The 26,506-nt window shown below is 60.6% G+C and carries 24 protein-coding genes and 1 pseudogene; 9 read left to right on the top strand and 16 right to left on the bottom strand.

Features of this window, described 5'->3' with window-relative positions; genetic code table 11:
• The first annotated feature begins 22 nt into the window (after positions 1-22).
• Both KGA81_RS05290 and KGA81_RS05285 read left to right on the top strand, forming a co-directional pair.
• Positions 23-568: a gamma carbonic anhydrase family protein gene (locus KGA81_RS05290; RefSeq protein ID WP_223544853.1), complete on the top strand. Its 546-nt coding sequence runs from the start codon at positions 23-25 to the stop codon at positions 566-568.
• A gap of 26 nt (positions 569-594) precedes the next feature.
• Positions 595-1,245 (top strand): HAD family hydrolase, encoded by a 651-nt coding sequence (locus tag KGA81_RS05285; protein WP_223544852.1) that lies wholly within the window; start codon positions 595-597, stop codon positions 1,243-1,245.
• 127 nt (positions 1,246-1,372) lie between these two features.
• Here the strand turns inward: KGA81_RS05285 and KGA81_RS05280 are convergent, their stop codons facing one another.
• The 11 genes from KGA81_RS05280 to KGA81_RS05230 form a co-directional block, all read right to left on the bottom strand.
• Positions 1,373-1,996, bottom strand: coding sequence for an ABC-type transport auxiliary lipoprotein family protein (locus KGA81_RS05280; RefSeq protein ID WP_223544851.1), 624 nt, complete (start codon positions 1,994-1,996; stop codon positions 1,373-1,375).
• Positions 1,993-2,931 (bottom strand): MlaD family protein, encoded by a 939-nt coding sequence (locus KGA81_RS05275; protein ID WP_223544850.1) that lies wholly within the window; start codon positions 2,929-2,931, stop codon positions 1,993-1,995. Before KGA81_RS05275 ends, KGA81_RS05280 begins: the two co-directional genes overlap by 4 nt.
• A gap of 1 nt (position 2,932) precedes the next feature.
• The gene (locus tag KGA81_RS05270) at positions 2,933-3,736 is read right to left on the bottom strand and encodes an ABC transporter ATP-binding protein (protein WP_223544849.1); all 804 of its coding nucleotides are present in this window, start codon (positions 3,734-3,736) and stop codon (positions 2,933-2,935) included.
• Positions 3,733-4,881, bottom strand: coding sequence for an ABC transporter permease (locus tag KGA81_RS05265; RefSeq protein ID WP_223544848.1), 1,149 nt, complete (start codon positions 4,879-4,881; stop codon positions 3,733-3,735). Before KGA81_RS05265 ends, KGA81_RS05270 begins: the two co-directional genes overlap by 4 nt.
• Before the next feature lie 54 nt (positions 4,882-4,935).
• Positions 4,936-5,964, bottom strand: coding sequence for a DUF5924 family protein (locus KGA81_RS05260; protein ID WP_223544847.1), 1,029 nt, complete (start codon positions 5,962-5,964; stop codon positions 4,936-4,938).
• Between the two features lie 243 nt (positions 5,965-6,207).
• Entirely contained in the window at positions 6,208-7,584 is a 1,377-nt protein-coding gene (locus KGA81_RS05255; RefSeq protein ID WP_223544846.1) for a M16 family metallopeptidase, read from the bottom strand.
• A 56-nt stretch (positions 7,585-7,640) separates the two neighbouring features.
• Positions 7,641-9,299 carry a Na/Pi cotransporter family protein gene (locus tag KGA81_RS05250; RefSeq protein WP_223544845.1) on the bottom strand — a complete coding sequence of 553 codons (1,659 nt, stop codon included), beginning with the start codon at positions 9,297-9,299 and terminating at the stop codon, positions 7,641-7,643.
• 293 nt (positions 9,300-9,592) lie between these two features.
• Positions 9,593-10,366: a TerC family protein gene (locus tag KGA81_RS05245; protein ID WP_223544844.1), complete on the bottom strand. Its 774-nt coding sequence runs from the start codon at positions 10,364-10,366 to the stop codon at positions 9,593-9,595.
• Between the two features lie 85 nt (positions 10,367-10,451).
• Positions 10,452-11,759, bottom strand: coding sequence for a CitMHS family transporter (locus tag KGA81_RS05240; RefSeq protein ID WP_223544843.1), 1,308 nt, complete (start codon positions 11,757-11,759; stop codon positions 10,452-10,454).
• A gap of 362 nt (positions 11,760-12,121) precedes the next feature.
• The gene (locus KGA81_RS05235; RefSeq protein WP_223544842.1) at positions 12,122-12,448 is read right to left on the bottom strand and encodes a DOPA 4,5-dioxygenase family protein; all 327 of its coding nucleotides are present in this window, start codon (positions 12,446-12,448) and stop codon (positions 12,122-12,124) included.
• Between the two features lie 61 nt (positions 12,449-12,509).
• Positions 12,510-13,460 (bottom strand): choline sulfate utilization transcriptional regulator, encoded by a 951-nt coding sequence (locus KGA81_RS05230; RefSeq protein WP_223544841.1) that lies wholly within the window; start codon positions 13,458-13,460, stop codon positions 12,510-12,512.
• 114 nt (positions 13,461-13,574) lie between these two features.
• Here KGA81_RS05230 and betC point away from each other — a divergent pair, with 114 nt between their 5' ends.
• The 3 genes from betC to KGA81_RS05215 all read left to right on the top strand — a co-directional run bounded on the left by betC (position 13,575) and on the right by KGA81_RS05215 (position 17,751).
• Positions 13,575-15,089, top strand: a complete 1,515-nt coding sequence (gene betC, locus KGA81_RS05225; RefSeq protein ID WP_223544840.1) for a choline-sulfatase — start codon at positions 13,575-13,577, stop codon at positions 15,087-15,089.
• A 16-nt stretch (positions 15,090-15,105) separates the two neighbouring features.
• Positions 15,106-16,026: a choline ABC transporter substrate-binding protein gene (gene choX, locus KGA81_RS05220; RefSeq protein ID WP_223544839.1), complete on the top strand. Its 921-nt coding sequence runs from the start codon at positions 15,106-15,108 to the stop codon at positions 16,024-16,026.
• A 156-nt stretch (positions 16,027-16,182) separates the two neighbouring features.
• On the top strand, positions 16,183-17,751 hold the full coding sequence (locus tag KGA81_RS05215) for a SulP family inorganic anion transporter (protein WP_223544838.1): 1,569 nt from the start codon (positions 16,183-16,185) through the stop codon (positions 17,749-17,751).
• A 117-nt stretch (positions 17,752-17,868) separates the two neighbouring features.
• Here the strand turns inward: KGA81_RS05215 and aroE are convergent, their stop codons facing one another.
• Together aroE and hemF are read right to left on the bottom strand one after the other, a co-directional pair.
• On the bottom strand, positions 17,869-18,690 hold the full coding sequence (gene aroE, locus KGA81_RS05210; RefSeq protein WP_223544837.1) for a shikimate dehydrogenase: 822 nt from the start codon (positions 18,688-18,690) through the stop codon (positions 17,869-17,871).
• A gap of 13 nt (positions 18,691-18,703) precedes the next feature.
• Positions 18,704-19,618, bottom strand: a complete 915-nt coding sequence (gene hemF / locus KGA81_RS05205) for an oxygen-dependent coproporphyrinogen oxidase (RefSeq protein ID WP_223544836.1) — start codon at positions 19,616-19,618, stop codon at positions 18,704-18,706.
• A 163-nt stretch (positions 19,619-19,781) separates the two neighbouring features.
• Here hemF and KGA81_RS05200 point away from each other — a divergent pair, with 163 nt between their 5' ends.
• Positions 19,782-20,759: an NADPH:quinone reductase gene (locus KGA81_RS05200; protein ID WP_223544835.1), complete on the top strand. Its 978-nt coding sequence runs from the start codon at positions 19,782-19,784 to the stop codon at positions 20,757-20,759.
• 87 nt (positions 20,760-20,846) lie between these two features.
• Here the strand turns inward: KGA81_RS05200 and KGA81_RS05195 are convergent, their stop codons facing one another.
• The 3 genes and pseudogenes from KGA81_RS05195 to KGA81_RS05185 all read right to left on the bottom strand — a co-directional run.
• Positions 20,847-21,404: an L-threonylcarbamoyladenylate synthase gene (locus KGA81_RS05195; RefSeq protein WP_223544834.1), complete on the bottom strand. Its 558-nt coding sequence runs from the start codon at positions 21,402-21,404 to the stop codon at positions 20,847-20,849.
• Between the two features lie 54 nt (positions 21,405-21,458).
• A complete protein-coding gene (gene dprA, locus KGA81_RS05190) occupies positions 21,459-22,565 on the bottom strand; it encodes a DNA-processing protein DprA (RefSeq protein ID WP_223544833.1) in 1,107 nt (368 codons plus the stop codon).
• 81 nt (positions 22,566-22,646) lie between these two features.
• Positions 22,647-23,438 (bottom strand): annotated as a pseudogene (locus tag KGA81_RS05185) (peptidoglycan-binding protein); the annotation flags it as partial.
• A gap of 220 nt (positions 23,439-23,658) precedes the next feature.
• On the opposite strand from KGA81_RS05185, the gene def reads away from it, so the two are divergent.
• The 3 genes from def to rsmB are packed head-to-tail and all read left to right on the top strand — an operon-like array spanning position 23,659 to position 26,489.
• Positions 23,659-24,165, top strand: coding sequence for a peptide deformylase (gene def / locus KGA81_RS05180; protein WP_108218782.1), 507 nt, complete (start codon positions 23,659-23,661; stop codon positions 24,163-24,165).
• 57 nt (positions 24,166-24,222) lie between these two features.
• Positions 24,223-25,182, top strand: a complete 960-nt coding sequence (fmt, locus tag KGA81_RS05175) for a methionyl-tRNA formyltransferase (RefSeq protein ID WP_223544831.1) — start codon at positions 24,223-24,225, stop codon at positions 25,180-25,182.
• The gene (rsmB, locus tag KGA81_RS05170; protein ID WP_223544830.1) at positions 25,179-26,489 is read left to right on the top strand and encodes a 16S rRNA (cytosine(967)-C(5))-methyltransferase RsmB; all 1,311 of its coding nucleotides are present in this window, start codon (positions 25,179-25,181) and stop codon (positions 26,487-26,489) included. The genes fmt and rsmB overlap by 4 nt, the downstream gene beginning before the upstream one ends.
• Positions 26,490-26,506 lie beyond the last annotated feature (17 nt).

The raw sequence follows: 26,506 nt of genomic DNA, 5'->3' as shown, positions 1-26,506 counted from the left end.
AGCGACAGAGAGAAACCCTATCGTGAACCTTCGCAAGTATCAGAACCACACACCGCTGCTCGGCAAAGACGCTTTTGTAGACCGCTCGGCGGTGGTGATCGGCGACGTTGAAATCGGTGAAGACAGCTCGGTCTGGCCGCTGACGGTGATCCGTGGCGACATGCACCGCATCCGCATCGGCGCGCGCACCAGCGTGCAGGACGGCTGCGTGTTGCACATCACCCACGCCGGTCCGTTCAACCCCGATGGTTTTCCATTGCTGATCGGCAATGACGTGACCATCGCCCACAAAGTCATGTTGCATGGCTGTTCGGTGGGCAGCCGGGTATTGATCGGCATGGGCAGCATCGTCATGGACGGTGCGCTGGTCGACGATGATGTGATCATTGGTGCCGGCAGCCTGGTGCCGCCGGGCAAGCATCTGCAAAGCGGCTTCCTGTATGTGGGCAGCCCGGTGAAGCAGATCCGCCCGCTGACCGACAAGGAGCGCGCCTTTTTCACCTACAGCGCCGCGAACTACGTGAAGCTCAAGGACCTGCATCTGGCCGAAGGTTACGACCAGCTTTGACCCGGGCCTCTTATTCAGGATTCGACATGCATTACCAAACCGTTTTGTTCGACCTCGATGGCACCCTCACCGATCCGCGCGAAGGCATCACCCGTTCGATCCAGTTCGCCCTGGGCAAACTGGGTATCGATGAGCCGGACCTGGCCAAACTCGAACACTTCATTGGCCCGCCGCTGTTGCAGGCGTTCATGCAGTTCTACGACCTCGACGAAGCCAAGGCGTGGGAGGCGGTGAATTTCTACCGTGAGCGCTTCAAGGTCACCGGCCTCTACGAAAACCGGGTGTTCGAGGGTGTCACGCCGCTGCTGGAAACCCTGAGCGGACAAGGCCGGCAACTGTACATCGCAACCTCGAAGCCGTGGGTGTTCGCTCGGGAAATCGCCCGGCATTTCGATTTTGCCAAACACTTCAAGGTGATTTACGGCAGCGAACTGGATGGCACCCGGACTAACAAGGTTGAACTGATCGCTCACCTGATGGCCGAAGAAAATCTCGACCCGGCCAACACCCTGATGATCGGCGACCGCAAGCACGATCTGATCGGCGCACGCAGCAACGGGCTGGACGCAGCAGCGGTGGGTTACGGGTTCGGCAGCCACGAAGAATTGAGCGCCGAGACTCCGGCGTATCACTTTGAAACGCTGGCTGAACTGCATCAGGCGTTTTTGCAGCGCTGAAAAAATCGACACAAATCAGCTGTAGGAGCCGGCTTGCCGGCGAAGAGGCCAGCACTTTCAACGTTTATGTTGAACATTGCGCCGCCTTCGCGGGCAAGCCCGCTCCTACAGAAGATTGCGCAGGCCTTCAAGGTCTGGACGACGGCGCCAGCCTCTGCCCTTGCTCAACCGCCCAATTCACCACTTGCCCGGTCAACTGATCGTTCGCCTGACCGAACCCGACCACCACCGCAGGGACCTGCACATCGCTCAAAGGCTGGCGCACTTCAAAGCGGCGGCTGGCGAGGATGCGCTGGTCGTAACTGCGCACCAGCAACGCATCCAGGCGCACGACCACGCTGGCCGTCGTGCCCTGGTATTCAGTCTGGAACGCCTGCAGCCTGCCGCCCAATTCAAGGTCGGTCTGGAAAATGCTGTCATCCGTGCTCAACAACGGCACCCGTCCATCATGCAGGAAACCTTCCAGCAGGCGATCGCGCACCAGCACCGGCGCCGGGTCGCTCCAGCGCGAGCCCTGGTAGTGGCTGATCACATCGCCCTGAGGAATCACGGCAATGTTCGGACTGTTCAACGCTTCGCTGGACTGGAGTTTGCTCAGGCGCAACGACCAGCGTTGCGGCGTGCCATGGCTGGCCGATGCGTTCTGGGCGGAAGGCAATCGATAGACTTCGAAGGGCTCGGGCTTGGGCAGGATCGAGCACGAACTGATCAGCGTTAAGCCAGCGAGGAGGGCAATCCGAATCAGCTTCATGGCGTGAATTCCTTGGTCTTTTCACTGCCCAGCAGGTAACCGCTGGGGTTGGCTTCCAGGCGTGTGGTAATGGTGCGCAACGAACTCAGGGTTTCACGCATCTCGCGCACCGCCGGGCCCAGGCCATTGAGGCCTTGCATGCCGCTGTTGAGCGAATCCTGATTGGCGGTGATCAATTTGTTGAGGGTGGAGCTGCTCTCCTGCAGCGACTTCATCGCCTGCTCGGCACTGCCGAGCGCCTCCTTGCCATGATCATTGAGCAGCCCATTGGCATTGCGCATCAGCGCCGTGGTCTGCTCCAGCATGGTGTTGGCCTGCTTGCCCACCGACGCCAGTTGCTGCATGGCCTGGCGAATATCGCCGCGCTGCTCGGCAATGGTCCCGGTGGTCTGCTCCAGGTGCTCCAGGGTGTTGCTGATGCGCTCGATGTTTTGCGTGGAGAACATCAGGTTGGCGTTATGCATCAGCGTGGTCACCCCGGCCATCAGGTCTTCGCTGTCATTGAGCAGGCGGGCGATGGGCGAGGGCGAGGCGACGATAGTCGGCAAGTTGCCATCCTTGCCCTTGAGCGTCGGGCTCTGTGGCGTGCCGCCGCTGAGCTGGATGATCGAGGTCCCGGTGACGCCGGTCAGGGCCAACTTGGCATTGGTGTCTTCCTTGACCGGGGTATCACCGGCCAGGCGAATTCGCGCCAGCACCCGACGCGGGTCTTTCGGGTCCAGGCGCAGCGAGATCACGTCGCCGACCTTGATCCCGCTGTACTGCACCGAACTGCCCTTGGACAAACCGCTGACCGCCTCGTTGAACACGACTTCGTAGTCCTTGAACTCCGTGTCGACACTGGACTTGGCCAGCCACAGACCGAACAGCAGCGCGGCCGTCACCACAATCACGGTGAACAGGCCGATCAATACATGATGGGCTCGGGTTTCCATGTCAGACCTCTTTGAGCTGTTGGGCGGCTGTCAGTGCCGCGCGGCCGCGAGGGCCATGGAAGTATTCGTGAATCCACGCATCGTTGGTTTCCGAGACCTTGTCGATGGCGTCCGCCACCAGCACTTTTTTCTGCGCCAGCACCGCCACCCGGTCAGTGATGGTGTAGAGCGTGTCGAGGTCGTGGGTCACCAGGAAAACGCTCAGACCCAAGGAGTCGCGCAGGGTCAGGATCAATTGGTCGAACGCGGCGGCGCCGATCGGGTCGAGGCCGGCGGTGGGCTCGTCGAGAAACAGGATGTCCGGGTCCAGTGCCAGCGCCCGGGCCAATGCGGCACGCTTGATCATGCCGCCGGAGAGCGACGCGGGGTACTTCTCTGCCGCCGACAGGGGCAACCCGGCCAGGGCCATTTTCACGGCCGCCAGGTGCTCGGCGTCGTTGCGGCTCAAGCCGGCGTGTTCGATCAGCGGCAGGGCGACGTTCTCGGTCACGGTCAGCGAAGAGAACAGCGCGCCCTTCTGGAACAGCACGCCGAATCGCCGCTCCACCAGCGAACGCTCGTGTTCGGACAAGGTCGGCAGGTTTTTCCCGAAGACTTTCACCACGCCTTCGCTGGGCTGGCGTAACCCGACAATGCTGCGCAGCAGCACTGATTTGCCGCTGCCGGAGCCGCCGACCACGGCGAGGATTTCGCCTTTGTACAAATCCAGGTCGAGGTTCTCATGCACGCTCTGGCGACCAAAACGGTTGCACAGTCCACGGACTTCAATCACCGCCTCGCAGGGCGCTCGGGGAACACGACTCACCAACCCATCTCCATGAAAAACATCGCGGCTATCGCATCCATCACGATCACTACGAAAATCGACTGCACCACGCTCGACGTGGTGTGTGCGCCAACAGACTCGGCACTGCCACTGACCTTGAAGCCTTCGAGGCAACCAATCGCGGCGATCAGGAAAGCGAAGACCGGCGCTTTGACGATACCCACCAGAAAGTGCTGAACGCCGATGTCCGATTGCAGCAGAGATATGAACATTGCCGGCGAGATACCCAACGCCACTGCGCAGACCACGGCACCGCCGATAATCCCCGACAGCATCGCCAGAAAGGTCAGCATCGGCAAAGCGACCAGCAATGCCAGGACCCTCGGCACCACCAACAACTCCACGGGATCCAGGCCCAGGGTGCGGATGGCGTCAATTTCTTCGTTGGCCTTCATCGAACCGATTTGCGCCGTGAACGCACTGGCGGTGCGCCCGGCCATCAGGATCGCAGTCAGCAGCACACCGAATTCGCGCAAAAAGGCAAACCCCACCAGGTCCACGGTGAAGACGGTGGCACCGAAAGTGGCCAGTACCGTCGACCCGAGAAACGCCACCACGGCACCCACCAGAAAGGTCAGCAGCGCGACAATCGGCGCGGCGTCGAGGCCAGTCTGCTCGATGTGCGCAATCATCGACGTAGCGCGCCAGCGTTTGGGCCGGAACAGGCTGCGGGCAATGGTTTCGATGATCAGGCCAACGAAACCCAGCAGCTGCAAGGTGTCCTGCCAGACAGCGTCCACCGCACGGCCAATACGGGTCAGCAACTGAATGGAAACGCTGACCTCCGGTTCCTTGATCGGTACGCAGAAATCGGTCAACGAGCAGTAGACGGTTTGCAGCAATGCCCGATCGGCGGCGCTGAGTGTGCAATCAGGATGCTCGGCGGAGCGGCCGAGGCGCTCGGAGCCGAGCAGCTCTACCAATAGCGAGGCACCGGCGGTGTCGAGGGCGCCCAGACCGTTGAGATCGATGGGGGTGTTGGCGTCGTACTGGCCGTGGAGTTTTTCGCTCAACAGCTTGAGGTCCGCGTAATGGGCAAGCGTCCAGTCGCCCGTCACCCGCAACCGCGCAGGGCTTATCGACGTGTCTAATCGGGCGTTGCCGGCCATCGTGCTGCTGATCATAAGCTCCGAGCTTGTTCAGTGATTACGCAGCTTTACGTAATAGCACGAACCTCACTACTTTTCTTTGATCGCTGTGCTGTCTGTGACTTTGAAGCGCAGCACGCCGATGACCTGGCCATCTTCGGTCAGCACCCGAACCTGCCATTTGCCGGCCGGGTTGCCCGGGAAGTTCTGCTTGTGGGTCCAGGCCCGGTAACCTTCCTTGCGCCCGCCGCGAATATCCAGAGGAATGCGGTCGACCTCTTTGCCGTTGAACTGCCAGACGTGATAAATCCGCTCGTCCAGGCCACGCGGGGCGTTGATCGCGGTGTACGCGTAGAGCCCGCCATTGCGAATCTGCTCGGCGCTGACTTCGTCGAGGCTGGCGCCAGGCGTGCGGTCCTGCATTTGCGTGCTGATGGCCACGTCAGTCATCCACAGCGTCGCCGGCGGCACCCACGAGCGCAGCTCCCAACCGACGACGCCAATGCCCAGGGTGATACTCAAAATCGCCAACGCACTGCGTACGGTTCGAATCGGGAAGATCGACGCCAGGCTCGGGAACGACAACAGCACCGAGATGCCCAGCGCCCATTTGAAACTTTGCGCGGTGGTCAGATGCATGATCACCGGCAATGCGGTGAGCAGGGCGGCGAACAGAGTCAGGGTGTGCAGGGCCAGAAACGCCCAGCGCCGTGGCGCCAACCATTTGTAGTAGAGCGGGTCGACGATCGAAATCAGCGCCGCGACGCCCAGCAGCCCGGTGAAAACCAACTGGCCGCTGTTCCACGTCGTGGTGATGAAGAAGAACGGCAGGACAAAAAACAGGCTTTCCTGATGGATCATCTGCGTTGCGTAACGCAGCAACGGTTCCGGAATTTCGCGCTTGAAAATGCGCGTGAACAGCTTGGTCAGGCTGTTTTCCAGCATCAGCCAGATCCAGCTGATCAGCATGATAGTGGTGATCCAGCTCGCCAGGCCTTGCTGGCGATCGACCAGAATGAAACTGCCCACCCCGGAGATGAAACCACAGAGTGCAATAACCCCAGGGTAGCGCTTCATCAATTCGAGGATGCGCTGTACGAAAAGGGTCAGGTTTTGCATTCGGCAGGTTCACAGTAGTCGTAGGAAAAAACCTCGACAGGGTACCTGTTGCCGCGGCGCTATGGCGAGAATTTGCGGTCAGTTACGCCGCGCAACCTGTGGGAGCAAGCTTGCTCCGGGCGGCGATCCGACGATGAGGCCGGCACATCCAACATTTTTGTCGGCTGACAATCCGCTATCGCGAGCAAGCTCGCTCCCACAGGGAACCGGCAGGGTCTCTCAGTCCGTTGTCACATGGAATGGTCACTTCCTGCGGTGCAAACGCCAGCCCACCAACATCAACACGATCAAGCCCGCCCCCCCGACCACCAACCACATCAACTGGTCATAACTGAACAGCGGCTTCTCGATTCGCAAATACCCCGGCTGCAACAACAGTTCACGCACGGCCTTGTTTGCCTCCTCCAGCGTCACCCCTTGCAGCTCCCGGGCCGGGTTGGTGAAGCGGCCGTCCTCGTAATCACCGATGGCGCTCCAGTAGTAGTCGGCCAACGCGCTGTTGCCTTGCACGGCCCAGGCCTGACGGGCAATCGCGGCCTGCTTGAGCCGGTTGAACGTGTCGGCATTGAGGCCGTCCTTGAGCAGTCCGGCCTTCAAGTCGTCGAGCACTTGTTCGGCCGCAAGCACGTCGTCGCGTTCAAGGTCGGCATTGAGGCTCATGAAACCCACGCCGCCGAACACCTCACGCTCCGCCCACGGGCCGTAGGACAAACCGTGAGCCAGGCGCATCTGGCGATAGAGCGCCCAATCCAGATAATCCTTGAGCAAATCGAAGGTTTGGTCGTGCCCGTCGTCCAGCACCGGCTCCGGCACCAGCCAGTGCAATTTGGCGCCGTTACCGACCAGACCGTGGGGCAGCGTGCGCTCGTGGGCGGCGCTGGCCTGGATTTGCGGCAGCGGCGGATGCTCGCCAGGAGTAATCGCTTCCAGCGCGCCATACGCCCGCTCCAGATAGGCCGGCAGCAACTTGTCGAGATCGCCGACCACGATCAGGGTCATGTTGTTCGGCGCATACCAGTCCTTGCGCACCCGCTCCAGTTGCTTACGGGTCAGGTCATCGACTTGCGCACGCTCCGGGCATTTGAGGCCCAGCTCCACGGCCAGCTGGTTGCTGGCCGTGTGGCCCAGGTCCTGCCGATCGAGCCAGCGCTGCAGGTGCGAGTAGTGACCGCCGTCTTCACGCTCGACCACTTGCTTGGCGGCGTTGATGGCGTTGTCGTCGAAACGGGTCTGGGTCAGCAGCGCCAACAACAGGTCGAGCACCTTGCGCTGGTTTTGGGCCGGGGCTTCGATGACGAAAGTCGTATCGGCATTGCTGGTGAAGGCGTTCCACTCACCCCCCAGGGCTTGCATGCGTTCTTCCAGGCCACCTTCGCCACTGGCGTCGATGCCGCTGAACAGCAGATGTTCCAGCAGATGCGGCAGTTCCTTTTCTGCGCAATTGAAATCGTCCAGGCCAACGCCGACCACCAGCCGGATCGCCACATGCCCGCGGTCAGTGCCGGGTTTGAGCAGCATCTGCAAACCGTTGCGCAGGGTGTAGCCCTCGACCTGGAAGCGATCCAGGGCCAGCGACGGAAAAGAACCAAGCAACAGACAGGCGAACAACAGACAACGCATAACGAGCTTCCGTACGACTGGCGTAAGTTCAACAGACTTCAGGCAACTGTGGACGTTCAGGGTGAATGAGTAATGTCAGTCAAATCATCGACGACCAATGCGCCGGTGTCGGATGTTTCCAGCACCACGTAGGCACTGCTGCAAAACAGCGAATTCAGACGCTTCATGTCGGCGATCAGCTCCAGGTGCAACGAACTGGTTTCGATACTCTGCACGATTTTACGATGCAAGCGACTGACATGAGCATGGGCCAGGCGCCGCTCCTGTGCGCGGAAACGACGTTTTTCACGCACCAGCTGACGAGCGCTTTCCGGGTCGCCACTGAGAAACACCGACATCCCGAGCCGCAGGCTGGAAATCAATTGAGTATGCAGCCCGGTCAATTCGCCCAGCCCGACTTCGGAAAACGACCGGCGCTGCGAGGTTTTCTGCTGCTGCACTTTGCGCAGCATGCGTTCGATCAAGTCGCTGGCGAGTTTCAGGTTGATCGCCAGCTCGATGATTTCCGCCCAGCGCCGGCTGTCCTGATCGCTGAGATCTTCCCGGGGCATTTGCGCCAGATACAATTTGATCGCGCTGTAGAGCGCTTCGACATCGTCGGTCAGGCGCCGTATTTCCTGGGTGACGGCGGTTTGCTTGCCGCGTAAAACATCGAGCATGGCTTCGAGCATGTTGTCGATCAGGTCGCCCATGCGCAGCGTTTCCCGGGCTGCGTTGGCCAGCGCCAAACCGGGGGTGACCAACGCCGTGGGGTCAAGGTGCCGGGGCTTGGCCGTGCCATTTGCCTGCTGGCGTTCAGGCAGCACCCAGGCACAAAACCTGGCCATCGGCCCGACACTGGGCAGCAGGATCAGACAGCGCGCGGTGTTGTAGAGCAAATGAAAGCCAATGACCATTTCCTGAGGGCTGAAATCGAGGCTATCGAGCCAGTGCACCAGCGGATCGAGTACCGGAATGATCAATAAAAGACCAATCAGTTTGTACAGCAGGCTGCCCAGCGCCACTTGGCGCCCGGCGGGGTTCTGCATGCTGGTGCTGAGGAAGGCGAGTACGCCGCTGCCGATATTGGCGCCGATCACCAGCCCGATAGCCACCGGCAGGCTGATCACGTTGGCACCCGCCAGGGTCGCGGTGAGCAGCACAGCGGCCAGGCTGGAATAGGAAACCATCGCGAACAACGCGCCGACCAAGGCGTCGAGCAGGAGGTCGCCAGTGAGTGAGGCGAAAATCACCTTCACTCCTTTGGCATGGGTAATCGGGTGCGCAGCTTCGACAATCAGTTGCAGCGCCAGAATAATCAAGCCCAAGCCGATGGCGACACGGCCCATCTGCCCGAGTCGGGTCTGCTTGCGTGACAGAAAGAAAATCACCCCGGCAAAAATCAGCAGCGGCGACAGCCACGACAGATCGAACGTCAGCACCCGCGCCATCAGCGCCGTACCGACATCGGCGCCGAGCATGGTGACCAGCGCCGGTGTAAGGGCCATCAGGCCCTGGCCGACAAAGGACGTAACCAGCATGGCGGTAGCGTTGCTGCTCTGGACCATCGCCGTGACGGCGATCCCGGAGAGGAAAGCCAACCAGCGGTTGGCCATGTTATGGCCAATGACATGGCGCAGATTGGTGCCGTAGACCCGCAGGATGCCGGTTCGGACGATATGCGTGCCCCAGATCAACAGGGCCACTGCAGAAAGCAAATTGAGCAGGGTAAGCATACCGGCCCCCTGTGGTGTAGCGCCCCAAAGGAGCAAGTTGACGATGCCGCGCGATTTTCTACGTTCTGTACTTAAGCTGTAGTTGGCTAACGGCCTGCGCGCCAGCATCGCATAGCCAAAGAAGGGATTGAAATAAAACCGTCATGAAAACAGCGATCTTCCAGTCACACAAAACACTGTGGGAACGAGCTTGCTCGCGAAGGCGGTGTATCTAGCAACATTAATGTCGACTGACACACCCTCTTCGTGAGCAAGTCCGCTCCCACAGGCTTTGCGTATTTAGCGCTTTCGGGTTACTGGCCCGGAATATCCTTGCGCAGCTTTACCGGCTCCGGCTCCTGCTGCTTCTTCTTTTTCGCGATGGCGGTGCGCATCCTGATGTTGATCGCTTCCACTGCCAGCGAGAACGCCATGGCGAAGTAGACGTAGCCTTTTGGCACGTGCACGTCGAAGGATTCGGCAATGAGCACCGTACCGACGATCAACAGGAACGACAGCGCCAGCATCTTCAGCGATGGGTGCTTGTCGATGAACTCACTGATGGTGCCAGATGCCCACATCATCACCAGCACGGCCACGATGATCGCTGCGATCATGACAGGAACGTGGGAGACCATGCCGACTGCGGTGATCACCGAGTCCAGGGAGAACACGATGTCGATGATCGCGATCTGGATGATGGTGTAGAGGAAGTTGCCGCCCTTGCCCGAAGGCTCGTCGTTGCTTTCATCTTCACCTTCCAGCGCGTGGTACATCTCTTGCGAGCTTTTCCACAGCAGGAACAGACCACCGAAGAACAGGATCAGGTCACGTCCGGAAATACCCTGGCCGAACACTTCGAACAGATCGGCGGTCAGGCGCATGACCCAGGTGATCGACAGCAGCAAGAGGATCCGCGTGATCATGGCCAGCCCAAGACCGAAAATCCGGGTGCGCGCCTGCATGTGCTTGGGCATGCGGCTGACCAGGATCGAAATCATGATGATGTTATCGATGCCCAGGACGATTTCCAGGGCGGTCAGGGTGAAGAAGGCAACCCAGATTTCAGGGTTGGTCAGCCATTCCATGTGTATTCCTTTGAGCGATTGTTAAACCACAACGGGCCCGGGCTTCAAACAGCGAAGCCTGGACCCGAAGTAGTGAGTCTTGGGCTTATAGAGTGCTGAACACCGGGAAAGTCCCCAACAGCATTGCAGCAATCAGTATGCAGATACAAACCAGCACCGCCCACTTGAGAGTGAAGCGCTGGTGGTCACCGAAATCGATACCGGCCAGGGCCACCAACAGATAGGTCGATGGAACCAGCGGGCTCAACAGGTGGACGGGCTGACCGACGATCGAGGCACGTGCCATTTCCACCGCGGTTATACCGTAATGGCTCGCGGCTTCGGCAAGTACCGGTAACACGCCGTAATAAAATGCATCGTTCGACATGAAGAAGGTGAACGGCATGCTCACCAGCGCCGTGATCACCGCCAGGTACGGGCCGAGGAAATCCGGAATCACCGCCAGCAGGCTTTTCGACATGGCGTCGACCATCCCGGTGCCGGTCAGGATACCGGTGAAGATACCGGCCGCAAAGATCAACCCGACTACCGCCAGCACGCTACCGGCGTGAGCCGCAACGCGATCCTTCTGCTGTTGCAGGCAAGGATAGTTGACGATCATGGCGATACTGAACGCCACCATGAACAGTACCGGCAACGGCAGCAGGCCGGCGATCAGGGTGCCCATCAGGGCCAGGGTCAGGGCGCCGTTGAACCAGATCAGCTTCGGACGACGGGCATCCGGGAACTGCGAAACGCTGATTTCACTGTGGTCGATTTCATCGCCCACCAGGTGCAGTTCACCCAGGCGTGCACGCTCACGCTTGCCGTAGACGTAGGCAATGACCAGGATTGCCACCACACCGGCCAGCATCGCAGGAATCATCGGTACAAAGATGTCGGACGGGTCCACATGCAACGCACTGGCAGCGCGAGCGGTGGGGCCACCCCATGGCGTCATGTTCATCACGCCACCGGCGAGGATGATCAGGCCGGCCATGATCCGCGGGCTCATGCCGATACGGCTGTAGAGCGGCAGCATGGCGGCCACGCAGATCATATAAGTGGTCGCGCCGTCACCATCGAGGGAAACGACGAGCGCCAGTACGGCGGTGCCGACCGAAACTTTCAACGGGTCGCCCTTGACCAGTTTGAGGATCTTGCGCACGGCCGGGTCGAACAGGCCGGAGTCGATCATCAGGGCGAAGTACAAGATAGCGAACATCAGCATCACGCCAGTTGGCGCAAGCTTGGTGATGCCTTCGAGCATCATCGGGCCGATCTTCGGCGAAAATCCGCCAAACAGGGCGAAGATGATTGGAATGAGGATCAGGGCGATCAGCGCGGACAGGCGCTTGGTCATGATCAGGAACATGAACGTGATGACCATGGCGAAGCCAAGGAAAGTCAGCATGGGAATACTCCAGGCGTAGCGCGGCTAGGGGAATGAGCGGACCGGGCGGGATCAGCGCAGAACGGGAAGCACGAGACGTACGGGCGGAGTTGCAGCGAAGCGGCGGGTAGCAGAGGACATCAGAATCACCATTGTTGTTGTTAAATGGGCTGTGCGAGCGATAAAACGCTGGCATTGGCCAACCGGTCTGTTGCCGGTAGTGGGGGCGATCCTAATCGGGGAAGCTTTCAGCCAGCTTTCGCCAATGAAAGCAAGGACCGGATGTGCAACCGATCGTCGGATTGGGTTTCAATCCCTGCACACAGGGCAGGAGGTTGAACATGGACGAACACTTGCCCGGCGAGGCTGAAGAAACACTCTGATCAAAAAACAGACAGATCCAGCGGCCGTATTGCACCCATCCAGATCGCATGCTCGGTGTGGTCACGCAGATCGTCACCGGTATCAGGGTGCAGAAACACCACCAGGCCCTTGCGGTTGAGCGCCAGCCACGGCAGCACGTCGCCCAACACCTGCGGCTCGAACGCCAACTGACAGCTCCAGTCCGGGTGCGGACCGACCGGGCGCTCGTGCACGCGGCCCATTTTCAGTGGGAACAGTTGCGCTGCCTGCTCACACAAGGCCCGCGCCTGATCGATGGTATTGGCGTCGAAATAGACATGGGCGTGGTAGCCCGTTATGCGTTGCATTTGAAATCCTCTAAATCCGGTCGAGCAGATCACGGGGCACAGGTTGCGATCTTTTCACGTTTCACACTGCAATCGAAGGCAATGACAACCCCGACAACGACTGCGCACTGCCGGACTGTTCGGCCATCAACCAATCCACAAACTGTCGAATTAACGCTCCGCGTCGTTTGCGCTGGGGCAGAACCACGTAATAACCCAGCCTCGACATCGCCGTTTCGGCAATCGGTCGGCACAACAATCCCTGGGCCAGCAGGTTATCCACAAGGTGGCGCCAGCCGATGGCCACGCCCTGACCACCAATAGCCGCCTGAATCAGCAGCGTGTAGTTGTCGAAGCGCAATTGCCCGGGCGCCGGGGGCGAGGTGATGCCCAGCTCGCGGAACACACCACTCCAGTCGAACCAGTTGCTGCTGTGTTCCCCACGCAGGTGCAGCAACGGAAACTCCAGCAATGCCTGGGCCGGCAAGGGCAGGGGACGCTCACCCAACAACTGCGGACTGCATACCGGAAACACTTCCTCGCTGAACAGCCAATGGCTTTCACCCTGCTTGAAGCGGCCATCGCCGAACAGCACCGCCACATCGATATCGGTACGTAGCATGTTATGGCTGCGTTCACTGGTGACCAGGCTGACATCCACCTGTGGATTGGCCGCATGAAAGCGGTGCAGTCGCGGCATCAACCAATAAGCGGCGAAGGCAAAATCCGTGGCGACCTGCAGTACCTCATGCTGTTGTTGTGCGCTGATTGCGCTCAATCCTGCGTCGATATTCTGCAATCCTAGCTGAACCTGCTCGAAAAGAATCTGCCCGGCCTCGGTCAGTTCGATGCCGCGATAAATGCGGTCGAACAGGCGTGTCGCCAGTTGTTCTTCCAGGCGCTTGATCTGCTGGCTGATGGCCGGTTGCGTGGTGCCCAGCTCAACCGCCGCGGCGGTGAAGCTGCGTTGGCGGGCCGCCGCTTCGAAGGCGCGAAGCAGATCCAATGACAGGTCACCAAGGGCGTCATACATAAGCTGTGCTTATCCTAGTCATTGCCGCGCATGGGCTTTACCGCAAGATGCGAGGGTTTCATTCTCGAAGCCAGCACTCTCGCATAAACATCCACTATGGAATGCCGCGATCACATGAAGCGCAAGAACATTCTTTTCATCATGGCCGATCAAATGGCCGCGCCAATGTTGCCGTTCTACGGCCCATCGCCCATCAAGCTGCCCAATCTCAGCCGCCTCGCCGCACAAGGCGTGGTGTTCGACTCCGCTTATTGCAACAGCCCCCTGTGCGCGCCGTCGCGGTTCACCCTGGTCAGCGGCCAGTTGCCGAGCAAGATCGGCGCCTATGACAACGCCGCCGATTTCCCCGCCGACGTACCGACCTACGCCCACTATCTGCGCCGCCTCGGCTACCGCACCGCCCTGTCGGGCAAGATGCATTTCTGTGGACCGGACCAGTTGCATGGCTACGAAGAACGCCTGACCAGTGACATTTACCCGGCCGACTACGGCTGGGCGGTGAACTGGGATGAGCCGGACGTGCGCCCGACCTGGTACCACAACATGTCGTCGGTACTGCAAGCCGGCCCGTGCGTGCGCACCAATCAGCTGGATTTCGACGAAGAGGTGGTGTTCAAGGCCCAGCAGTACCTGTTCGACCATATTCGCGAGGACGGCGAGCAGCCGTTCTGCCTGACCGTTTCCATGACTCACCCACACGACCCGTACACGATTCCCAAGGCTTTCTGGGATCTGTACGACGACGCCGATATCCCGTTGCCCACGACTCCGGACCCGCATGACCTCGATCCACACTCGCAGCGTTTGCTCAAGGTTTACGATCTGTGGGACAAGCCACTGCCTGTGGATAAGATCCGCGACGCTCGCCGGGCCTATTTCGGCGCCTGCAGCTATATCGACAGCAACGTCGGCAAACTCCTGCAAACTCTCGAGGATACCGGGCTGATCGACGACACCATCATCGTGTTCTCCGGTGACCACGGCGACATGCTCGGCGAACGCGGGCTCTGGTACAAAATGCATTGGTTCGAGATGGCCGCACGGGTGCCGCTGCTGATCAGCGCGCCAGGGCAATTCGGTACCGGTCGGGTCAGCGCCAGTGTTTCCACGGCCGATCTGCTGCCGACCTTCGTTGAACTGGCTGGTGGCTCGCTGGAACCGGGCTTGCCGCTGGACGGCCGCTCACTGGTCCCACACCTGCAAGGGCAGGGTGGTCACGACGAGGTGTTCGGCGAATACATGGCCGAAGGCACCATCAGCCCATTGATGATGATCCGCCGCGGCGCCTACAAATTCATCTACAGCGAAGACGACCCTTGCCTGCTCTTCGACCTACACAATGACCCGTGTGAACTGGAAGAACTCAGTCATTCGCCGCAACATCGCCAACTGTTCGACGATTTTCTCGTCGAAGCGCGGGCCAAATGGAACATTCCGGCGATTCACCAGCAGGTGCTCGCCAGCCAGCGGCGCCGGCGGTTCGTGGCCGAGGCACTGACCCTCGGCAAGCTGAAGAGCTGGGATCACCAGCCACTGGTGGACGCCAGTCAGCAATACATGCGCAACCACATCGACCTCGACGATCTGGAGCGTAAAGCACGTTATCCACAACCCTGCCAAAACCAATAATCTCAAGGGGAAGTCCATGCAAAGGTTATCCACAGTACTGACGGTCGGGCTCCTGGCTCTGGGCAGTGCATCGGCGTTTGCCGATCAGAGTTGCGAGACCGTGAAAATGGCTGACCCCGGCTGGAGCGACATCGCCGCGACCAATGCCATCGCCGGGTTTCTGCTGGACGGCATGGGCTACAAGGCCAAGGTCGACACCCTCGCGGTGCCGATCACCTTTGGCGGGCTCAAGGATGGCCAGGTCGATGTGTTCCTGGGTAACTGGATGCCGGCGCAACAGGGCTTCTATGACAAATTCGTCGCCAACGGCGATGTCACGCAACTGGCGAAGAACCTCGACGGCACCGAATTCACCCTCGCCGTTCCGGACTACGTGTGGGACGCGGGTGTGCATGACTTTGCCGACCTGAACAAATACGCCGACAAGTTCGACCGCAAGATCTACGGCATTGGCTCCGGCGCGCCGGCGAACATATCGCTGCAAGAGATCATCAAGAAAAACGATTTCGACATGGGCCAGTGGAAACTGATCGAGTCCAGCGAGCAGGCAATGCTGGCGGAAGTGTCCCGTGCGGTGAAAAAACAGAAGTTCGTGACCTTCCTCGGCTGGACCCCGCACCCGATGAACGTGCAGCTGAAAATGCATTACCTCAAGGGCGGCGAGAAATACTTCGGTGACACCGGCAGCGTGCACACCCTGACCCGCAAAGGTTATGCACAGGCCTGCCCGAACGTCGGCAAACTGCTGACCAACCTGAGTTTCACCCAGGACATGGAAAACAGCATCATGGCCGAGGTGGTGAACAAGAAGATCAGCAATGCTGATGCGGTGAAGGCGTGGATCAAGGCCAATCCGGCGGTGCTGGATAAATGGCTCGATGGGGTGAAGACCGTGGATGGCAAGGATGCTTTGCCGGCGGTCAAAGCCAAGTTGTAACCAATATCTGTGGGAGCGAGCTTGCTCGCGATGGCAATGGGACAGTCGGCAAATTTGCTGAATGTGAATACGTCATCGCGAGCAAGCTCGCTCCCACATGGGCACATCGTCATCTCGTCCTGATACCCTTGCGCAAAATCCCACTCGAGAGGCCCCATGGCCCTGCCAAGCCGCCATTCACTCTTCCCCTTCCTCTCCTGGCTACCCCGGCAAACCCGCGCCAGCGTCGGGCGCGACCTGATCGTCGGCCTCAGCGGCGCGATTCTCGCGTTGCCGCAATCCATTGCCTACGCACTGATTGCCGGCCTCCCACCGGAATACGGCCTCTACGCGGCAATCATCCCGGTATTGATCGCTTGTCTCTGGGGTTCGTCGTGGCATTTGATCTGCGGCCCTACGGCGGCCATCTCGATCGTCCTGTACGCCAGCGTCAGCCCTCTGGCCGTTCCAGCGTCGCAGGACTACGTCATGTTGATCCTGTTGCTGACGTTTCTTGCCGGCCTCTTTCAATGGCTGCTGGGTTTGTTGCGGTTTGGCGCACTGGTGAATTTCGTCTCGCACTCGGTGGTGCTCGGCTTCACTCTGGGTGCCGCCGTGGTGATTGCCATCGGTCAATTGCCTAACCTGCTGGGGCTGGACTTACCCAGCCAGGCCACCGCGCTGGATAGTTTCATCACCTTGTTGCGCCATCTCGGCGAAATGGACAAGCCTTCGCTGGCGCTGGGGCTGGCGACGGTGGTGCTGGGCGTGATCCTCAAGCTGTGGCTGCCACGCTGGCCGACGTTGCTGATCACCCTTATTCTCGGCGGCTTGGTGGTTTGGCTTTGGCCATCAATGTTCGGCCATGTGCACCTGGTCAGCGCGTTTACCGGCAAGCTGCCACCTTTCAGTCCGCTACCGCTGGATCTCGATCTGATCCTGCGCCTGCTGCCCAGCGCAGTAGCAGTCGGTATGCTCGGGCTGGTCACCAGCCTGTCGATTGCCCGCTCGATCTCGGCGCGTTCACAGCAACTGCTCGATGCCAATCAGGAAGTCCGTGCCCAAGGCCTGTCGAACATCATCGGGGCGTTTTTTTCCGGATCGCTGTCGGCCGGTTCATTCACTCGCTCAGGCCTGAGCTATGAAGCAGGGGCCTGTTCGCCACTGGCGGGGATTTTTTCGGCGTTGTGGGTAGCGCTGTTCGCGATCTTCGGTGCGAGCCTGATCGCGCACATCCCGATCCCGGCGATGGCCGGGAGCATTCTGTTGATCGCCTGGGGGCTGGTGGACCACCGCGGCATTCGCGCGTTGTTGCGGGTCAGCCGCGCTGAGTTCGTGGTCATGGCGCTGACCTGCGTCGCCACGCTGCTGCTGGAATTGCAAACGGCGATCTACGCCGGCGTGCTGGCCTCGCTTTTTTTCTACCTCAAGCGCACCTCGCAGCCACGGGTGCAGCATGTGCGAGATGGCGAGGAAGACATTCTGCGGGTCGGCGGTTCGATCTTTTTCGGTGCCAGCCATTACCTGCAAGTGCGCCTGCAACGCATGCACGGCGCACGCGTGGTGATCGAGGCTCAGCAGATCAACTTCATCGACTATTCAGGGGTGGAAATGCTGCATCAGGAGGCGCGGCGCCTGCTACGCCAGGATCGCAGCCTGACCCTGCGTCGGGCCCGGCCGCAGGTGGTGGAAGAACTGAGAAAGCTGGAAGGAGCGGAGAAATGCCCGATCCGGTTTGAGGATTGAAACACCGCCCTCTGTAGGAGCGAGCTTGCTCTCGAAGGTCGTGAACGATACCGCACTAAACCAGATGCCCCGCGGCGCCCTTGGGTTTTTCGCGAGCAAGCTCGCTCCTACAGTAGTTTATAGGGCCAGCTGTCTACGCAGCTCAGCCAATACCGGCGCCGTATCCGGCCGCACTCCGCGCCACAGGAAAAACGCTTCCGCCGCTTGTTCGGCCAGCATCCCCAAGCCATCCATCGCCACCGCCGCACCGTGTTCACTGGCCCAGCGGCAGAATGAGGTCGGTTCCTTGCCGTACATCATGTCGTAGCACACCGTTCTGCCCGGTTCGACCAGGCTGGGCGCAATCGGCGGCACATCGCCCGTCAGGCTCGCGGAGGTCGCATTGATGATCAGGTCCACCGACTCCTGCAACCAGTCGTAGCCACTGGCCGAGACCGGGCCCAGATCACAGAACAGTTCCGCCAGAAGCTCGGCCTTTTCCACCGTGCGGTTGGCGATGATCACCGATGCCGGTTGCTCGGCCAGTAGCGGCTCCAGAGCACCGCGCACCGCACCGCCGGCACCGAGCAACAGGATGCGTTTTCCCTTGAGGCTGAAACCGGCGTTGACCGTCAGGTCTCGCACCAGCCCGGCGCCGTCGGTGTTGTCGCCCAGCAGACTGCCATCGGCCAGTTTGCTCAAGGTATTGACCGCACCCGCCCGCTGCGCCCGCGCCGTCAGACTATTGGCCAATCGATAGGCCTCTTCCTTGAACGGCACTGTCACATTGGCACCGCGACCTTCGAGGAAAAACGTCCGGGCACAGGTGGAAAAGTCGTCGAGTGGCGCCAGCAGCGAGTTGTAGTCGAGCTTTTGCCCGGTCTGTTCGGCGAACAGGCGATGGATCAACGGCGACTTGCTGTGGCCAATCGGGTTTCCGAATACGACATAACGGTCCATCAGGTTTCCTCGTTCAGGCGTCGGCCAACCAATCGCGGTCTTGCAGGAAATACTCGGTCAGGCGCGCTTCTTCGCTGCCAGGCTCGGCCTTCCAGTCGTAACCCCAACGTACTTGCGGTGGCAGCGACATCAAAATCGACTCGGTCCGCCCACCCGATTGCAGGCCGAACAACGTGCCACGGTCGTAGACCAGATTGAATTCAACGTAGCGGCCACGGCGGAATTCCTGGAACTCGCGCTGCTTGGCTGTGAACGCATCGTTCTTGCGGCGCTGCACGATCGGCAGATAGGCGTCGATGTACGCATCGCCGATGGCACGCATGAAGGCGAAGCTGGTGTCGAAGTCCCACTCGTTCAGGTCGTCGAAAAACAGCCCGCCGATGCCACGCGGCTCGTGACGATGCTTGATGTGGAAGTAGCTGTCGCACCAGGCCTTGTAGCGCGGGTAAACGTCCGGGCCGAACGGCGCACAGGCCTGCTCGGCGACGCGGTGCCAGTGAATGCAGTCTTCTTCGTTGCCGTAATACGGGGTCAGGTCGAAGCCGCCGCCAAACCACCAGACCGGTTCTTCACCTTCTTTTTCAGCGATGAAAAAGCGCACGTTGGCGTGGGAAGTCGGCACATGGGGGTTGTGCGGGTGAATCACCAGCGACACGCCCAGGGCTTCAAAACCACGGCCCGCCAGTTCCGGTCGATGAGCGCTGGCAGACGGTGGAAGACCGCTGCCGAAGACATGGGAAAAGTTGACGCCGCCCTTTTCAATCACCGCGCCGTTTTCGATCACGCGGGTGCGACCACCACCGCCGGCAGGCCGGGTCCAGGCGTCTTCGACGAATTGCGTGCCGCCGTCTTCGGCTTCCAGGGCAGCGCAAATGCGCTCTTGCAGGTCGAGCAGGTAGGCTTTTACGGCCTCGGTGCGGGTCGTCATGTCATCACCTTGAATCGGGCAAAACTACGCGGTGCTCCATTGGAGCTCAGCCTGCGCAAATGGGTCCGTAGCATAACATCGCACGTTAGCCCTTCGCAGTTGACGAAGATCAAGCTTAGGAGTCCGATAGGGAGCTTGGTAAAACGACCTATGGAGAGTTCAGATGGCAAAGCGTATCCAATTCCGCGCCCACGGCGGCCCTGAGGTACTCGAGTATGTGGATTACCAACCCGCCGAGCCAGGTCCGAAGGAAGTGCGCGTGACCAACAAGGCCATCGGCCTGAACTTTATCGACACCTATTACCGCAGCGGTCTGTATCCGCCGCCATCCCTGCCATCGGGAGTCGGCTCTGAAGGGGCGGGCGTGGTCGAGGCGGTGGGCAGCGAAGTGACCCGCTTCAAGATCGGCGATCGAGTGGCCTATGGCAGCGGCCCTTTGGGCGCCTACAGCGAAGTTCACGTCTTGCCCGAGGCCAATCTGGTGAAACTGCCGGATGCCATCAGCTTCGAACAAGCCGCCGGGGTGATGCTCAAGGGCCTGACCGTGCAGTACCTGCTGCGTCAGACTTATGAACTCAAGGGTGGCGAAACCATCCTGTTCCACGCCGCGGCCGGTGGTGTCGGCTCCCTGGCTTGCCAATGGGCCCGGGCCTTGGGCGTGAAGCTGATCGGCACGGTCAGCTCGGCAGAGAAAGCCGCACTGGCCAAGGCCAACGGAGCCTGGGCGACCATCGACTACAGCCATGAAAACGTCGCCCAACGCGTGCTGGAATTGACTGACGGCAAAAAAGTCCCGGTGGTGTACGACGGCGTCGGCAAGGACACCTGGCTGACTTCACTCGACTGCGCCGCGCCGCGTGGACTGGTGGTGAGCTTCGGCAATGCGTCCGGCGCGGTCGACGGCGTGAACCTGGGGATCCTGGCAGGCAAAGGCTCGCTGTACGTGACCCGGCCAACGCTTGGCACTTATGCGAACAACGCCGAAAACCTGCAACGCATGGCCGACGAACTGTTCGAGATGATCAGCAGCGGCAAGCTGACCGTGAACATCAGCCAGCGTTATCCACTGGCTGAAGCGGCGAAGGCGCAGACCGAATTGTCGGCGCGGCGCACGACCGGTTCGGTTGTTTTGTTGCCTTGAGGACGCCTTCGCTGGCAAGCCAGCTCCTACAAGTTTCGCAATGAACCTGTAGGAGCTGGCTTGCCAGCGAAGAACGATGACGCGATATCAGCCCGGACGCACAACCTTGCCGGTCGCCAGATCGCGAATCACGCTCGGGTTCTTGCGCCCCCCCAGATTTCCGCCCAGCACCAGATCCACCTGGCCACGGAAATACTGTTCGACTCGAAGCCGCGTACGCGCCGCCGGGCGCCCCTGCGGGTTGGCCGATGTCGACACCAGCGGCCCGACCAGTGCGCACAAATCCCGCACCAGCGGGTGATCGCTGACGCGTAGCGCTACCGTCTCATGCACCCCGGTAATCCACTGCGGCAGCAGGTTCTGGTGCGGCACCAGCCAGGTGTTCGGTCCCGGCCAGGTACTGGCCATGCGGTCCATCCACAATTCCGGGAAGTCCTCGAAGAGGAAATCGAACTGACGGATGTTGTCGGCGACCAGAATCAGCCCCTTATCCACAGGCCGGCCCTTGATCAGCAGCAAACGTTCCACCGCTTCCTCGTCCCACGGGTCGCACCCCAGGCCCCAGACTGCTTCGGTTGGGTAGGCAATCACCGCCCCGGCGCGAATTGCTTGCGCGGCTTGTTGCACACGCCAACTGTTGACCATGAAAAACTCTCCAGAATAAGGCTCTGCGCAGTTTACCGATCTTGTTTATAAAACCTAGCTCACCCGCGCAAACCAGCGCCCGCTTTCGCACACGGCGCGGCCATCCATTTCCAGTTCCGTCAACGCCGCCAGCACTTTCGGCAAGGTCCAGCCACTTGCGTCGGCCAGCGCTTCACTGGTGTGAGGGGCGGCATGCAGCAGTTTCAGCAGTGGATGAGTCGTTGCAGGGGTGCAGGTTTGCGTGGATAACGACAGCCGTTGCCAGCCGCGCAAGGCTTCGAGGATATGTTCGATAGTTTCCACCAGCACCGCACCGTCACGGATCAACTGGTGACACCCGCGGGCGCCGGGGTGATGGATCGACCCGGGCATCGCAAACACCTCGCGCCCCTGTTCCGCCGCCAGCCTCGCGGTGATCAGTGAACCGCTGGCGACACTGGCTTCGACCACCAGCACCCCGAGCGACAAACCACTGATGATCCGGTTGCGTCGAGGGAAGTTGCCGGCGCTGGGGCCTGCATCCAGCGGGAACTCCGAAAGCACTGCGCTGCCAGAAGCGACCATGGCGTCCGCCAGGCGTCTATTTCGCTGTGGATAAAACTTCTCGAGCCCCGTACCGAGCACACCGACCGTTTGCCCGCCGACGTCGAGCGCGGCCTGGTGCGCGGCAGCGTCAATACCCAGGGCCAGGCCGCTGGTGATGACAAAACCGGCACCGGCCAGGCTGCGGGAAAACGCCGCAGCGGTGTCCATCCCCGGCCGAGACGCGCGCCGGCTGCCGACCATCGCCAGCTGTGGTTTTTCCAGAATGCCCGGATTGCCCGCGACAAATAACAGTGGTGGTGCATCGCTGATTTGTGCCAGCAGTGCCGGGTAGTCCGGCTGGTCCCACATCAGTAAATGCTGGGCCGGACGCTCTAACCAGGCCAATGCGTGGCTGGCGCCGTCACGAATCCCGGTGCTACGCCTGGCCTCGGAGCAGGCCAGTGGCAACCCCAGCGAACGCCAGGCACTGGCTGGTGCGCTGAGGGCTTTGGATGCCGAACCGAAGGCTTCGAGCAATTTCTTGAAACGCGCAGGACCGAGTTCCGGCAAACGATGCAGACGTAATCGGGCTTCCAGTTCCGCGGGGGAAACCGGTGTAACAGTAGACAGCGACATGGATCATCCTTGATCGTAATAAGCCCCCGTACAAACGGGAATAAGCTGTGGATAACTCTGTTGGTAACTTGTGAAGCACTCTTACGGATTTCGCACCTTGTCCATCACCGACAACGAGCGCGATGCGCTGAGCACCAGCCCATAACTGAGTTTGTCGTAGGTACGGAAAACCATCAGCAGACCAGCGCGCTCATCGGGAATTTTCAACGGCTGGCCGGTGATCCGGTCGCGCACGGTTTCGCCGGTCTTCATCACCGCAAGAAGATTGCCTTCGGCCAGACCGTCGCGCTGCCCCTTGTTCAGCGTAACCACGTCCAATTCGCCGATCTGCGTGACCCCGCGCGGCACATCGATGATCAAACCGTTGATTTCGAGGCTCGGTGCGCTGGGCGTGAAGGTCGAGTCGATCGCGCGCCCTTCACCGCTGAACAAGCGATCGCCGATGCGCACTTCCTGGGTCGTACGTTGCAACGCCAGGGTAGCGACGTCTCCTTCGATGGCCACGACTTCACCGCCGCCGATGTCGTCGGCGTTGATCCCCAGGATTTCCTTGCTCTGCGGATCGGTGTAGACCTTGCCCTGGCGGAAGATGCCGTACGCCGGTTGCGTCGGATCGAAATGGCCGCGGGCAAAGATGCGGTCACCCGCGCCGCTGAGTACGCGCTCGGCATCGCCGGCAACGATGTAGGGCGCCTGGTCGAAATCCTCGACCTTGTCGACGATGCGGTTGTTCAGCAGAAAGCTGTTGATCGATTTCAGCGCAATGCTGGGGATAACCTCGCTCACCGGGCTGCTGCGCACCTGAGGCGAGAGCTTAATGGTGGGAATGTCTTCCCGAAGTTGCATTTGCCCATGCGCCCAACCTGCCGAGACCAGGAGCAGCAGGGCGAGTAGTGATTTCCTCATGCGGTGAATCCCTTTATTATGTACGTTCGCGTGAAACGCCAGAGCCCTCAGTGGCTCGCTCCCGGCATGCTTGTCAAAACTTGCTTGTCAACAGAAGGGAGCTACGTTTTACAACGGTAGCCTGCATTTCTTCGGATTCGCCAGGCCATTGACCCGACCTTACTTCACACGTGCACTGATCAAGCTTATGGCCATTTTGAACATCCTCGAATTCCCTGATCCGCGCCTGCGCACTATCGCCAAGCCAGTGGCTGTAGTGGACGCCGAAGTGCGTCAGTTGGTCGACGACATGTTTGAAACAATGTATGAAGCGCCTGGCATCGGCCTCGCCGCTACCCAGGTCAACGTGCACAAACGTATCGTCGTGATGGACCTCTCCGAAGACCGCACCGAACCGCGAGTGTTCATCAACCCTGAGTTCGAACCCCTGACCGACGAGATGGGCCAGTATCAGGAAGGCTGCCTGTCGGTGCCGGGTTTCTACGAAAACGTCGATCGCCCACAACGGGTCAAGGTCAAGGCACTGGACCGCGACGGCCAGCCTTACGAACTGATCGCCGAAGATTTGCTCGCCGTGTGCATCCAGCACGAATGCGACCACCTCAACGGCAAATTGTTCGTTGATTACCTGTCCACGCTCAAACGCGACCGCATCAAGAAGAAACTGGAAAAGCTCCATCGCCAGAACGCCTGATGCCCATCTTCAAAGGCTTGCTGCGGCAAGCCTTTTTCTTTTCAAGAGACGTCACCCATGACTGAGCCACTGCGCATTGTCTTTGCCGGCACCCCGGAATTCGCCGCCGAACACCTCAAGGCCTTGCTCGACAGCCCTTACGAGATCGTCGCGGTCTACACCCAACCGGATCGTCCGGCCGGTCGCGGGCAAAAACTGATGCCGAGCCCGGTCAAGCAGCTTGCTCTAGAGAACAACATCCCGGTGTTGCAACCGCCCACCTTGCGCAACGAAGACGCGCAAGCGGAACTGGCCGCGTTGAAGCCGGACTTGATGGTGGTGGTCGCCTACGGGCTGATCCTGCCGCAAGTGGTACTGGATATACCGCGCCTGGGTTGCATCAACAGCCACGCCTCGTTGCTGCCTCGCTGGCGTGGTGCGGCGCCGATCCAGCGTGCTGTGGAAGCGGGGGACGCAGAAAGCGGCGTGACCGTGATGCGCATGGAAGCCGGCCTCGATACCGGGCCGATGCTGCTCAAGGTCACCACGCCGATCAGCGCCGAAGACACCGGTGGCAGCCTGCACGATCGCCTCGCCGAAATGGGCCCTCCGGCCGTGGTCCAGGCGATTGCCGGCCTCGCTGCCGCGACCCTGGAGGGCGAAGTCCAGGACGACAGCCTGGCGACCTATGCGCACAAATTGAACAAGGACGAAGCACGCATCGACTGGACCCGCCCGGCGGTCGAGCTGGAGCGTCTGGTCCGTGCCTTCAATCCGTGGCCGATCACCCACAGCACCTTGAACGGCGAAGCCCTGAAAGTGCTGGCCGCGAACCTGGCCGAAGGCAAAGGCGCCCCGGGTGAAATCCTCGGTGCCAGCAAGGACGGCCTGATCGTCGCCTGCGGCGAACAGGCCCTGTGCCTGACCCGCCTGCAATTGCCCGGTGGCAAGGCGCTGAACTTCAGCGACCTGTTCAACAGCCGTCGCGAGAAATTCGCCACCGGTATCGTCCTCGGTCAAGCGGTGGACGCTCAATGAATCCGCGTCTGGCCGCCGCCAAGGCACTCACCGCTGTCCTGAACGGAAAAGCATCGCTCAACAGTTCGCTGCCAATGCAACTGGACAAGGTCGAGGACCGTGATCGCGGCTTCACCCAGGACCTGGCGTTCGGCACCGCGCGCTGGCAGCCACGCTTGTCGGCGCTGGCGGCCAAGCTGCTGCAGAAACCGTTCAAGGCCGCCGACGCCGATGTCGAGGCGCTATTGCTGGTCGGTCTTTATCAGTTGCTCTACACCCGCGTCCCGGCCCATGCCGCCATTGGTGAAACCGTCGGTTGCGCCGACAAGCTGAAAAAGCCTTGGGCAAAGGGTTTGCTCAATGCTGTGCTGCGCAATGCTCAGCGCGACAGCGAAACGATTTTCGCCGAGCTGGAACGTGATCCCGTGGTGCGCACCGCTCACCCGCGCTGGCTGCAGAAATCCCTGAAGGCGTTCTGGCCAGAGCAATGGGAAGCCATCTGCGCCGCCAACAACGCGCATCCGCCGATGATCCTGCGGGTCAACCGTCGTCATCACAGTCGCGATACCTACCTCGGTTTGCTGATAGATACCGGTATCGCCGCCACGCCGTGTGTCTATAGCCGCGATGGCATCGTGCTCGAAGCGGCCACCGATGTGCGCAGTCTGCCGGGATTCGCCGAAGGCTGGATCAGCGTGCAGGACGAAGCCGCGCAACTGGCCGCCGATCTGCTCGACCTCGCGCCGGGCCAACGGGTGCTGGACGCCTGCTGTGCGCCAGGTGGCAAGACCTGCCACATCCTTGAAGCCGAGCCAAAACTGGCCGGCGTCGTGGCGGTAGACCTGGAGGCCAAGCGCCTGGTACGGGTGCGGGAAAACCTCGAACGCCTGAAGCTGAGCGCCGAATTGATCGCCGCCGACGGCCGCGACACCCAGGCGTGGTGGGACGGCAAGCCGTTCCAGCGCATCCTGCTGGACGCGCCATGCTCGGCCACCGGTGTGATCCGTCGTCACCCGGACATCAAGCTGACCCGCCAACCCGACGACATCGCCGCGCTGGCGGTGCTGCAAGGCGAATTGCTCGACGCCATGTGGAACACATTGGAGGTGGGCGGCATTCTGCTGTACGCCACCTGTTCCACGCTGCCGACCGAAAATACCGAAGTCATCGAAGCCTTCCTCGCCCGCACGCCGGGCGCCCGCGAACTGGACCTCGCCACGGCGGCCGGCATCAAGCAGCTCCATGGTCGCCAGTTGCTGGCCCAGGAAGGCGGCCACGACGGTTTCTACTACGCCAAGCTGATCAAGATCGCCGCCGCTCGCGGTTAAACGGATTCAATGGAGTG

Source organism: Pseudomonas sp. A-B-19, assembly GCF_019947515.1.
Classification (GTDB): domain Bacteria; phylum Pseudomonadota; class Gammaproteobacteria; order Pseudomonadales; family Pseudomonadaceae; genus Aquipseudomonas.
This window is presented reverse-complemented; position numbering and strand designations above follow the sequence as displayed.